Here is an 11,928-nt window from a genome sequence, read left to right as displayed (position 1 = left end):
TGATAAAAGCGTTAAACTTATTATTTACCATGCCCTTTCGATTCAGCTGCTCCATTTTCTCGCCATCAAAAGCAGAGGTATCGTCTCTAAACAAAAGAACAAATTTGTTTGGATCTTCTGTGGTATAAACTGATTTTGCTTTACCAGCGTAAAGTTCTTTCTGCTTTTGCATAAAAAGGAAACTCCCGAGAGTGGCTCTAAGATTAAGAGCAATAGTATTGAAAAATTTCTATAGTGTTTTAATGAGCAATGATATCGCAGCTATTTAGGCAATAAACACATATCAAATCATGATATGTGTTCAAAAATAATCGTTAATAGTTCGGTAGCTGTATTGGAGTCAAAGCTATCATTCAAGGCCTTGACTCGAACCTCATAGGCATCAGCCTGTTCGAGTGCGCTGCCGGATATCTCGATAGAGAAGTTATGCTCTTTAGCTTTTTCTTGACGATGCTCTTCCGTCGAAAACCATGAATCCAGCTCATCTCGACTTAAATAACTGACAAAGTACTTTCCTTGCGACTGATCTATATCAGAAACCAGCACCTCTGAAGCTTTAAGCGCTTTACCTACTTCTCTCCATGACCGAAGGTAACTAAGGTTTAGCTTTAGGTACTTTCCGCCTTGATCATCTTCTAGCAAAAAAACACGTGGTTCACCACTAATGTCATTTGCAAGTAGGGAGTGTCTATTTCGCTGGACATCTGAACTAACAAACTCGCCAACCGCATTTAGTATCTTTGTTTCAACCTTAGGTAAAGATGCAGCCTTACTCCATGAGGCTTCAGTAAGAACACCTCCCGCTGGCACTAGCTTCACCTGTAGCTCGGCAGTATTGCGCCTAACACCTTGAAGTAAGTTTGCCAGTAAAGCAACCTGCCCTGTCATCCCGGACTCACGCACAAGCTCATACAACGGTGAGCTTTCGGCAATAGCCTGAGTCATTACATAACCCTGCTGGATTAACTGCTGGCTAGTTTTTACGCCCTGCTCTTGCCAAAAAAAATCGAGCATTGGCCAAACTTTTCCTGGCGAAGAGTACAAGCGCAGCCAGGTCTGATCTTCAATTGACTCAACCAAATATGGATCTGCACTTAAAGCTGCCGTAGCATTTGGAGGTTTAGGTAGCTCATAACCCTCCTGATCAGAACTGGCCGCTTTACGATCAACGTTCGGAATAGGATAACGAGAACCAATTTTTAGATCTGAATACCCCTCCGGCACAGTAATCCTTTGGCTTGTCTCAGCAGCATTGTACTCCCCAGATCTGTCTTTGATCAGCCCACATGCCGTTAATGCGAAAGCAGAAAAAACCAGTAAGGCCCGACGGGCAATAATTTTAATAGTTATATCACTCATCAAATCAGTTTTTTCGCTGTTAACGCAGACTCTACTTGCGAATGATATTGTTTGCTTAGCTCAGTCAATGGCAAGCGAATACCTGAGCCAATCAGACCCATTCTATTTAACGCGAACTTAACAGGTATGGGGTTAGCTTCAACGAACATTGCTTCGTGAACTGACGCCAACTGATCATTCAAAGTTTGAGCTTGCTCAGCCTTACCATCAAGCGCTAGGCGACAAAGCTGACTCATCTCAGCAGGAAGTACATTAGCTGTAACTGAAATATTGCCTTTGGCACCCGCCAAGATCAACTTATAAGCAGTTTCATCATCACCCGAATAGACCGGCATTTTGCCATTTAAGGACTTGATGAGTTCACTGCCACGAGCAATATCACCTGTGGCGTCTTTAATGCCGACAATATTAGGTACATCAGCTAAACGAAGAACCGTCTCGTTCTGCATATCAACAACTGTTCGACCCGGTACGTTGTAAAGAATCTGATCAATTTCTACTGCTTCAGCAATCGCTTTATGATGAAGGTATAGGCCTTCTTGAGTAGGCTTGTTGTAATATGGCGCCACCAGCAAGCATGCATCAGCACCAAGCTTCTTAGCTTCACGCGTGAGTTCAATAGCCTCTGAAGTAGAGTTTGCGCCTGTGCCAGCGATAACAGGAATTCTTCCAGCAATACGTTTAATTATATGATCGATAACGCTGCAATGCTCTGCAGGGTCGAGCGTTGCAGACTCACCAGTGGTACCAACAGCAACAATAGCATTAGTTCCTTTTTCGACATGGAAGTCCAGCAGGGAATCCAAACGTTCCCAATCAAGACTTCCGTCTTCAAACATGGGCGTTACCAGGGCAACAATGCTGCCTTCAATCATATTGATCTCCAAGAAAATATCTGCGCACTTTTTACTCAAAAACAGATACTGAAACGGTACAAAGTAAAAACAATCGCGTATGTTAATGCCGAGATGGTTTTTTCACAAGTAAACATGCCTTACTATATGGCAAAGAAACAAAAATATCGTCCAACAACCCACTCAACTAAGGCGAAATTATGGGCAATACAGATCACAAACCAAACTTTTTGGTTATTTCTTCTATTGGCACCGACAAGCCAGGTATCGTTAATGAGCTAGCAAAAGCCTGCTCGACCAACCAATGCAATATCATAGACAGTAGAATGACAGTGCTCGGGGGCGAATTCGCCGTGATAATGATGGTTTCCGGCGCTTGGGATGCTATAGCAAAACTTGAAGCGAGCCTACCAGCACTGTCCGAGTCACTTGGTCTTACCACCACTGCGAAGCAAACACAGCAGCGGGACAGCCACCCTGCACTAGCGTATACGGTTAGCGTTGTTGCATTGGATAACCCGGGTATCGTTCACGAGATTGCACAGTACTTTTCCTCTCAGAATATAAACATTGATGATTTGCAAACCGGAACCTACAGTGCCCCGCACACCGGTACACAAATGTTTAATCTATCAATGACAATTCGACTGTCAGCTGATACTCACATTGCTAGCTTGAGAGATGAGTTTATGGACTTTTGCGACGAACGTAACCTCGACGCGATCATTGAACCTTTGCGCTAGCAAACTTATTTAACTTAACACTACACAGCAACTAAGGGCTACGCATAAAATGGTAACTTTAAACGAAAAGGTCGGTGCCTTCACTGCCGCAGCAACGTCAGAAACAGAGATAACGAATGACAGCTTAAAGGGCAAAAATACGGTTATTTATTTTTACCCAAAAGACAACACGCCAGGCTGCACAACTGAAGGCCAGGAGTTCAGGGACTCAATTAAAGAATTTGAAGCCTGCAACACTCAGATTCTAGGTGTTTCAAGAGACTCTATGCGCACTCACGAGAACTTTAAAAAGAAACATGAATTCCCTTTTGAGTTAATCAGTGATCCGGAAGAAGAATTTTGTAAGCTTTTTGACGTAATTAAACTTAAAAAGCTTTACGGCAAAGAATATATGGGAATTGAACGCAGCACCTTTATCATCAATGCAGAAGGCACTCTTGTTAAGGAATGGCGCAAAGTAAAAGTCAAAGGCCATGTTGCTGAAGTACTCAAGGCTTGCAAAAGTCTCTAGTCAAAAGAAGTGGCGCCATAACAAGCGCCACTATTACTAAATTTCGCTAGTTTAGATAGAAGTTTCTACTCCCCCTCTTCTTGGCCAGGCAGTGACAACAGCCTTTATCATCGTAGCCAGAGGGATGGCAAAAAACACGCCCCACACCCCCCAGATACCACCAAAAAATAATACCGATACAATTATTACCGCTGGGTGAAGATTAACAACCTCTGAAAATAGCAATGGAACTAGAACGTTTCCATCGATCACCTGAATCACCAGAAAAATTAGCATGACGTAGTAAAACTCTTCATGCAGGCCAAATTGGAATAAGGCAATGAGCGCTACGGGTATTGTCACCAATATGGCACCAATGTAAGGAATAACAACAGATAAGCCAACCAGAATAGCCAATAGAGCCCCATAATTAAGACCCATAAAAATAAAGCCAATATATGTTGTTCCACCTACAACCGCGATTTCAACAAACTTTCCTCGAACATAGTTTGCGAACTGGAGATTCATCTCCTCCCAAACCTGAGTCATTAAGCGCCTATTCTTGGGCAAGATACCGACAATAGAGTTAACGATTGAGTCTCTGTCTTTAACAAAGAAAAAAACCAACAAGGGCACGACAATCAAATAGATCATAGCCGTGATAAACACGGGAACACCCTCAATAGATTGTGACACTAACCACTGACCGAAATTAGCAACCTCTCCTGTAGCCTGCTGAACTAAGGCATCAAGCTCCGATATAGTAATAATATGAGAATAATCTTCTTGTAGGGTAAAAATATGAGATTTAAGATTGTTAAGAATATTGGGCGCATCTCCGACCAACGATGAGAGCTGTCGCCATACCAACGGCATTACCGAAAATATAAAACCGAACACTACCCCTAGGAATAATATATAAGAACTGTAAATCGCAGCCTTATTGTTCATTCCCTTGGACACGAGATAAGCAATAAAGCCTTGAAGCACATATGCGAGGATAACGCTGGCAATAACCGGCGCCATAATGTCGCCCCAAAGCGATATAAACACCAAACTTGCGCCGATTAAAATCAAAAGCACAACAGCTTCTTCGTCTGAAAAATATCGGTCAACCCAAGACCGTAATACCTGGAGCATAAATTTGCCTAAAAGAGGTTTGAAACCGGACACTTACTAAAATCAATGCCCATAAATTAGAATACTAAGCGGGAATGAAACGCCTTAGCGCTTAATAATATAGTACACAAAGCGCGACGATTCTAAGTCTTCTTCAGAAGATTCGATTAACTCATGAGCTGTTAAAGCTATAAACGAAGCGAAATCCCTAACGGAGCCCTTATCAGTGGCGATCACTTTGACACATTCACCAGCCGACATCTTATTTAATTGCTGTTTAGCTTTGAGCAACGGCATCGGACAGGCCTCACCAGAAGCATCTACTAAATAATCGAATTGCATAACTACCTATCAATAAAAACAAAACCCAAGGAAAGAACATCTTATAGCAGCGACAGGAGGTTATACAAGCTAATCTCAGACAGCTGCCACCCTAGTTCATTCTGACAAAGTATTCACTTGCATCTGCTCCGAATTCGGCCTATATCTAAGAACCTAACACACCATACAATACAATCGAAGATGCCACGACGACAAAGCCTTAGCTTTTTACTACTCTGCTTACTAATATCGAGCACTCACGCAGACTCGAGCACTGATACAATCCCTAGCCTTGGCAATAGCTCGTCAAACCTCGTTTCAATCCAGCAAGAAAAAGCCCTAGGCAACGCTTGGTTGCGCACATTTAGACGCCACACCCAAGCCTATGATAATCCTTTAGTCACCGAATACCTCACCAACCTTGTATATAAACTCGCGCCAAACTCTGCCGTAATCGATCGCGACTTCACCATTACAATTGTCGACAATCCAAGCCTAAATGCCTTTGCAGTACCTGGTAGCATTATTGGCGTAAACGCAGGGTTATTCTTTAACGCCAATACCGAACAAGAATTTGCATCCGTTATTGCTCACGAACTCGCCCACCTCAGCCAACGACACTACGCCCGCATGCTCGAACGACAAAAGCTCGCGGCGCCACTGACACTCGCCGGCTTTCTGGCAAGCGCAATTATTGCTGCGACAGCTGGTTCAGAAGCTGGCGTCGCTGCACTGGCAAGCACTCAGGCACTTAGTGCAGAGAAACAACTAAAGTTTTCACGCAAAAACGAACAAGAGGCTGACCGCCTAGGTATTAAGATTTTAGCAAACTCAGCTTTCGACCCGCGAGCAATGCCAAAGATGTTTGAACGCATGTACAAACAAACAGGGCTCAGAGCAGAGAGCCTCCCAGAATATCTATCAACACACCCTCTGTCCGATACGCGAATTAGTGATACGCGAGGGAGGGCTGAGCAGTACCCCAGAGCACGCTATCGAGATGACATTGACTTTCACTTTAGTAAAAACATGATCATTAGTGACTATGCGGAATCCAGGCAAGCTGCAGTTGAATACTTCAACAATATTCTGCAAAAGGGTAATACGACACAAATTAGTACCGCGACATTTGGCCTTGCCTATGCTCACCTAAAAACCAAGCCCCTCAAAACGATTGAGCTTCTGGAAAAACTATTAGAGCAGTATCCTAACCAGATATCGATCAACACCATCTATGCGCAAGCATTATCCAATGCCAGCCGCCACACCGATGCAATCAGCACCCTTGAGCAACAATTAAGCAGGAACCCTCACAACTACTCTTTATCTCGAGCGCTGGCAAAAGCGTATCTTGATGCAAACAAAATTAAGGAATCGAATCATCTACTCACTAAAATGAGCCTACGTTACCCTGAAGACCCCGAGATTTGGTACTTACTTGCTGAGGTAGCGGGGCTCGCTGGTGATATCGCGCATTTGCACCAAGCACGAGCAGAATATTTCTACCTTACCGCTAGAATGAATCAAGCTATCGAGCAGCTTAGCCTTGCCTTGAAAAAAACCACAAGTGAGCTTGATGAACTTAAGATCCAGTCAAGACTGGACCTCTTCTATGCCATCAAAGAAAACCCGCTGTTTTAAACGCGCAAACAGGGTGAATGGAAAGCCAAAGTTATTTACAACGTAGCTGAGAAGTCTAGCATTCTCTGAAGGGACTTAAGTGCACCAGCTCTTAATTCGGAGTCGACCTCTACTTCGCCACTCCCCTCACTTAATGCCAAGTACATATTTTCCAGGTCGTTCATTGCCATCCACGGGCAATGTGCACAGGATCGGCAGGTCGCTCCAGAACCGGCAGTGGGCGCTTCGATAAAGACTTTCTCAGGCGACAACTGCTGCATTTTATAGAAGATACCGTTATCTGTAGCGACGATAAATTCTTGATTCGGCAACTCTTGCGACGCTTTGATAAGCTGAGTCGTTGAACCGACCGCATCAGCAAGTTCAACCATACTTTGCGGAGATTCCGGATGCACAAGTACCGCGGCATCAGGGTAAACCTTCATAAGGTCCTTTATACCCTGCCCCTTAAACTCCTCATGAACAATACAAGAACCCTGCCACATTACCATGTCAGCCCCTGTTTGCTTCTCTATGTAGTTACCTAAATGCTGATCAGGCCCCCACAGTATCTTTTCACCACGTTTATCAAGATAACTTACAAGCTCTAAGGCCATGCTTGAGGTGACTACCCAATCTGCACGGGCTTTAACAGCGGCGGACGTGTTAGCGTAAACAACGACAGTTCGATCAGGGTGCTGGTCACAAAATTCTTCAAACTGTTCAATCGGGCAGCCAATATCTAGTGAGCAAGTCGCTTCGAGCGTTGGCATTAGTACAGTTTTTTCCGGGCTGAGTATCTTTGCCGTTTCGCCCATAAAGCGCACACCAGCAACCAACAGAGTCTCAGCTGAGTGTTCCTTACCAAACCTCGCCATCTCTAGAGAGTCTGAAATGCATCCCCCAGTCTCTTCAGCCAATGCCTGTACAATAGGATCTGTATAGTAATGCGCAACGATAACGGCGTTCTTTTCTTTAAGTAGCGATTTAATCTTCTCTTTGTAATCTGCAACCTTGGCCTGATCTAATTCTCTAGCCGAGAGATGCTCATGCGCTAAATGCTCTTGAACCAAAACGCGATCTTCAATACTTGCCATGTCGTTCCTATCTAAAGATATATCTAAAGTTCGAATCTATTTTTCTTACTAACTAGAAGCCACTCAAACACACAATACACTAATGTGAAGCTGCACCTAAAATTTGGGTGCCATAGTATAATCCTTGTGACAGTAAAATCTATAATTGATTGAGTACCAACGCAAGCAGATCGAAGCAGCGAGCGCAGACTAACAAATGACTATATGTTAAAACTAATGAATTAGCTGGAAATATTGGGACAGCGGACTTTCGAAGGGAATGGTGGGTCGTGCAGGATTCGAACCTGCGACCAATTGGTTAAAAGCCAACTGCTCTACCAACTGAGCTAACGACCCGCTGGAATCTTGTGAACTAGCGATGCTAGTAACATCAAGTTTAGACAATGTTTTTCAACATTTTATGCTCATCGATCGGCTCTGTTGCCACCAACTTCTCTACATTAGAACAGCGGAGAAAAATGGTGGGTCGTGCAGGATTCGAACCTGCGACCAATTGGTTAAAAGCCAACTGCTCTACCAACTGAGCTAACGACCCGATGAGGCGCATATAGTAATGATTTTTAAGAAAATAACAAGCGCAATTTCAAAAAAATTACATTAGTTTTACAGTTTTATAAAATTATACGAAAAATCTATAAAATTCAGTCGCTTAGCGATTGATCTTATAACTTTTTGCTAGTTTGGCAGCGGTACTATCAGGAAATTGCTTTTGAACCTCACTTAAGTATCTTTGAGACTCAGTCGGGTTCTGTAAGCGATCATATGCCACACCAAGCTTAAATAGAGAGTCAGCAACCTTACTGTGACCAGGGTATGCCTGCACAACGATAGAGAAAGCTTGTCTAGCCTGCTCTAGCTGAGGTAAGACTAAGTAAATCTCTCCCAACCAATAATAGGCATTACCTGTTAAAGGCCCATCTGGGTATTTCTCGATAAACGTGTAGAAACTTGTAACCGCCTCGTCAAACTTTTTGTCTTTGATAAGCCCATAAGCCTCTTGATATGCCTGCTTTGCTTCAGCCGAACTGGCTTTTTTGGGCTCGACAGCGACATCAGTAACAACACTTGCTTTCGTACCTTCTGACTCTCCATTCACACTTAGGCTAGGCGAAACGACTGAGGATGTATTGGAAACAGTAGAACTCGACCCACTTGACTTGGCTTGCTTGGACAAAGCCAACACTCTTGAGTCCAGGTCAAGATATCTAGCCTTCGCATTTCGCTTTAAGTGACGTATCTCATTAGCTTGCTCTTCTACAACACCTCTAAGAGCCTTAAGCTGCTGCTGCAATTCCTCGATCATAAAAAACAATTCACTATTTGCAGAGCTTTGAACCGGCAGTGCGACAGGCGCACTAACAGGCCGAGCCGAAGGCAACGCTGTTTGTTCAGCAGGCGCTGACGCTTCGGGCGCAGAATTGTTTTGTTCTGACTGAAAAATTAGTGTTCGCGCAGAAAGAGGAGCAGAAATAACAAGAAAGGACAGGAGGGTAACTGGTAATAGCGCCGGAGCTGAAAAACAGCTCCGCGCGAGAGTCTTATCAATCATCATAATGATTATTGATACTCAATATAAGCTCTTCGGTTTTGAGCCCATGCTGCTTCGTTATGGCCAGCATTTGCAGGACGTTCTTCACCGTAGCTAACTACTTCAATTTGAGCTTTAGAAACACCATTTACAATTAGGAATTTAGCAATCGAGTTACCACGACGCTCACCTAATGCAACGTTGTAACCCTTAGTGCCACGCTCATCACAGTGACCTTCAATCACAACTTTTGACGATGGGTTAGCAGATAAGTAAGCCGCGTGAGCTGCCAATGCAGGACGTGACTCAGACTTAACAGTTGACTGGTCAAACTCAAAGTAAAAAGTTCTCATTTCACGCAAAGCGGCTTGCTCGGCCATAGCAGCTTCTTTAGCTCTTTGAGCAGCCTGCTCTTCAACACTAATTTGATCAGCGTCTGGTGCACCTGAAACTGTACCGCCGGTTGAAGCACTGTCTTCAGATTGGTTTTCGTCTTGTGCAGCTGGAACTTCGTCTGCAGTGAACTCATCTTCAGTACTTAAGCTTTCACAACCAGTTAGTACTAAAATCGAAAAAATAAGCGCCAGGAACAGCTTGATCGAATTTAATTTCATCATCTTACCTTCATTTTTTTGGTGGGGATTCAAGTATTCTTTGTCAAATCGTACGCTTTTCACACTAAAATCATTTGACTTATTATCATACAAAGCTTACCGGATGCACTATAAAACACAAGCGGGTTTTAGCGAAAAGCTTTTATTTTTACCGGTTTATATCCAATAATTAATAATCTACAAAAAAGGTGACCAGGCAGGCTCCAGCACATCGCCCTTATTAGATGGTAAAAAATATTTCGCACCACCATCAACCGATACCACCGCTAAAACTTTGCTACCACCGCGCAAGGTCGAATATATAATCATACGCCCATTTGGTGAAACACTTGGCGACTCATCCAGCGATGTTGAGGTGAGAATTCTTTGATCCCCCGTCTCGATATCTATTTCTGCAATATGAAAACCTTGATCACCCGGCTCGGTACTTTTGTGGACGTAAAAAATACTATTACCGTCGCGGCTGTAGCGAGGCCTGGTATTATACTTCCCAACAAAGCTCAAGCGCTCCGGAATACGATCTCTCAGAGACATACGATAAACCTGTGGGCTCCCGCCCCTGTCACTTGTAAATACGACACTTTTACCGTCCTGTGACCAGCTTGCCTCGGTATCAATACCTGAGTCGAATGTTAATCGCTCAGTGCGATCACGAGCCAAGTCATAACTATATAACTCGGCGTTGCCATCTTTCGACAAGGTCATTACCAGAGAGGAATCATCTGGCGACCACATAGGCGAGTCATTCAAGCCTTTAAACGAGGTCACCTTTCTTTGATTTCCTGAAATCACATGCTGAATGTAAATTGCTGGGCGACCAGAGTCATAAGACACGTAAGTCAGGTGCTGCCCATCATTAGACCATGAAGGAGACAACATAGGCTCGCGACTAGTAAACAGTGTATAAGCCCCTTTCCCATCAGCATCTGCAACATTTAGGCGGTACTGACGCTGCTTGTTGGTTAACTCTTTAACGGTTATATATGCGATCTTGGTAGAAAACACGCCTTGGACACCCGTAATCTGCTGATACACACGGTCACTAATATAATGCGCTGTTTTTCTAAGGCTTGTAGGGCTTGCTTTTACTCGCTCGCTAATGAGAGATTTTTGAGTAAAGATATCAACAAGTTCATAGTCTACTATTACCTGCTTAGAACCATTTTGATGCGTGACACTCCCAACAACAATATAACTCTGCCCTAGCCTACGCCAGTCTCTGAAGTGCACCTGGTCGAAGCGTTCAGGTAAGCCGAGCATACGCGAGGTCGGCAAGGTATCAAAATCACCACTTCGTTGAAGATTGTTTGCAATAATTTTGGATACATCCTCAGGCAATGGCGATGCATTTTTATTTGCAAACGGAACGATCGCAATAGGCTGAGCACTTGCCGAGCCCACCTCTATTTCGATTACAAGCTCGGCATTTACTGCTGCCGATACAAATGCAGTTAATATCAGTATTAGAAACTTCTTCATTCAAACCTCAGAATTTCGTCACAAGAACATTTATCTAAAAAACGTTCACTAATCAACAGGTGAAAATCGCATCGAGAACTTACGAAAGTGCCGATCAAATATATTTACATCATCAGGAACAGGATAGGTACTAATGCTGCTAGCAGCATGCTCTGCTGAGCGATCATAGACCGGGTTTCCGCTAGTACTTTTAATCCCAACCGCTTTTAACTCACCGCTTGGTAAAAGCTCTATTGTTAAGGTGACGCTTAAACCGGTTGATTTGGGAGGAATACGCCATCTGGTTTGCACCTTACGTTTAATTGCAGCCATAAAACGCTCGACCTCACTCACTTCAAAGGCATGCGCGGCTTCGAGCTCAGCTTGGCGCGCCTTTTCTTCAGCAGCTTTTGCTTCTAAAAGTCGATCCTCTTCAAGCTTACGCATCTTTTCCAGTAAGACTTTCTCTTGAGCTTGTCGAGCCAATTCACGCTCTTTGATTTTTAGGGCTTCTTCAAGTTCCAGTGCTTTTTTCTTTTCCAGTGCCTTTTTCTTCTCCAGAGCCTTTTTCTTCTCTAGAGCTTTTTTCTTCTCTAGAGCCTTTTTCTTCTCCAGAGCCTTTTTCTTCTCCAGAGCTTTTTTCTTCTCTAGAGCCTTTTTCTTCTCCAGAGCCTTTTTCTTCTCTAGAGCCTTTTTCTTCTCTAGAGCCTTTTTCTTCTCTAGAG

At 43.7% G+C, this 11,928-nt stretch carries 13 protein-coding genes and 2 tRNA genes; 3 read left to right on the top strand and 12 right to left on the bottom strand.

Annotated features, from left to right (window positions below; genetic code table 11):
- The 3 genes from A3729_RS09760 to dapA form a co-directional block, all read right to left on the bottom strand.
- Window positions 1-172: phosphoribosylaminoimidazolesuccinocarboxamide synthase (locus tag A3729_RS09760; RefSeq protein WP_304439712.1), on the bottom strand; the 172-nt coding region annotated here is incomplete at its 3' end.
- A 116-nt stretch (window positions 173-288) separates the two neighbouring features.
- Window positions 289-1,359, bottom strand: a complete 1,071-nt coding sequence (bamC, locus tag A3729_RS09755; RefSeq protein ID WP_068507801.1) for an outer membrane protein assembly factor BamC — start codon at window positions 1,357-1,359, stop codon at window positions 289-291.
- Entirely contained in the window at window positions 1,359-2,234 is an 876-nt protein-coding gene (gene dapA, locus A3729_RS09750) for a 4-hydroxy-tetrahydrodipicolinate synthase (protein WP_068507802.1), read from the bottom strand. The genes bamC and dapA overlap by 1 nt, the downstream gene beginning before the upstream one ends.
- Window positions 2,235-2,413: 179 nt before the next feature.
- Here dapA and A3729_RS09745 point away from each other — a divergent pair, with 179 nt between their 5' ends.
- Window positions 2,414-2,956, top strand: coding sequence for a glycine cleavage system protein R (locus tag A3729_RS09745; protein ID WP_068507804.1), 543 nt, complete (start codon window positions 2,414-2,416; stop codon window positions 2,954-2,956).
- 49 nt (window positions 2,957-3,005) lie between these two features.
- Window positions 3,006-3,467, top strand: coding sequence for a peroxiredoxin (locus A3729_RS09740; protein ID WP_068507806.1), 462 nt, complete (start codon window positions 3,006-3,008; stop codon window positions 3,465-3,467).
- A 51-nt stretch (window positions 3,468-3,518) separates the two neighbouring features.
- Here the strand turns inward: A3729_RS09740 and A3729_RS09735 are convergent, their stop codons facing one another.
- Window positions 3,519-4,586 (bottom strand): AI-2E family transporter, encoded by a 1,068-nt coding sequence (locus A3729_RS09735; RefSeq protein WP_068633754.1) that lies wholly within the window; start codon window positions 4,584-4,586, stop codon window positions 3,519-3,521.
- Window positions 4,587-4,670: 84 nt separating this feature from the next.
- Window positions 4,671-4,907, bottom strand: coding sequence for a sulfurtransferase TusA family protein (locus A3729_RS09730; RefSeq protein ID WP_068507810.1), 237 nt, complete (start codon window positions 4,905-4,907; stop codon window positions 4,671-4,673).
- 180 nt (window positions 4,908-5,087) lie between these two features.
- Between A3729_RS09730 and A3729_RS09725 the strand changes: the two genes are divergently transcribed.
- Complete coding sequence (locus A3729_RS09725) at window positions 5,088-6,527, top strand: M48 family metalloprotease (protein WP_068507813.1); 1,440 nt, start codon at window positions 5,088-5,090, stop codon at window positions 6,525-6,527.
- A gap of 35 nt (window positions 6,528-6,562) precedes the next feature.
- On the opposite strand, the gene nadA is transcribed toward A3729_RS09725, so the two are convergent.
- From nadA to A3729_RS09690, 7 genes are all read right to left on the bottom strand, one after another.
- Window positions 6,563-7,603 (bottom strand): quinolinate synthase NadA, encoded by a 1,041-nt coding sequence (gene nadA, locus A3729_RS09720; RefSeq protein WP_068507815.1) that lies wholly within the window; start codon window positions 7,601-7,603, stop codon window positions 6,563-6,565.
- 260 nt (window positions 7,604-7,863) lie between these two features.
- Window positions 7,864-7,939 (bottom strand) — tRNA-Lys (locus A3729_RS09715).
- A gap of 123 nt (window positions 7,940-8,062) precedes the next feature.
- Window positions 8,063-8,138 (bottom strand) — tRNA-Lys (locus tag A3729_RS09710).
- Window positions 8,139-8,252: 114 nt separating this feature from the next.
- A complete protein-coding gene (gene ybgF / locus A3729_RS09705; RefSeq protein ID WP_068511016.1) occupies window positions 8,253-9,155 on the bottom strand; it encodes a tol-pal system protein YbgF in 903 nt (300 codons plus the stop codon).
- A gap of 5 nt (window positions 9,156-9,160) precedes the next feature.
- Window positions 9,161-9,748: a peptidoglycan-associated lipoprotein Pal gene (gene pal, locus A3729_RS09700; RefSeq protein WP_231872114.1), complete on the bottom strand. Its 588-nt coding sequence runs from the start codon at window positions 9,746-9,748 to the stop codon at window positions 9,161-9,163.
- Between the two features lie 174 nt (window positions 9,749-9,922).
- On the bottom strand, window positions 9,923-11,224 hold the full coding sequence (gene tolB / locus A3729_RS09695) for a Tol-Pal system beta propeller repeat protein TolB (RefSeq protein WP_068511018.1): 1,302 nt from the start codon (window positions 11,222-11,224) through the stop codon (window positions 9,923-9,925).
- 48 nt (window positions 11,225-11,272) lie between these two features.
- The gene (locus A3729_RS09690) at window positions 11,273-11,872 is read right to left on the bottom strand and encodes a cell envelope integrity protein TolA (protein WP_231877399.1); all 600 of its coding nucleotides are present in this window, start codon (window positions 11,870-11,872) and stop codon (window positions 11,273-11,275) included.
- Window positions 11,873-11,928: the final 56 nt, after the last annotated feature.

This window comes from Oleiphilus sp. HI0043, from assembly GCF_001634935.1.
This window is presented reverse-complemented; position numbering and strand designations above follow the sequence as displayed.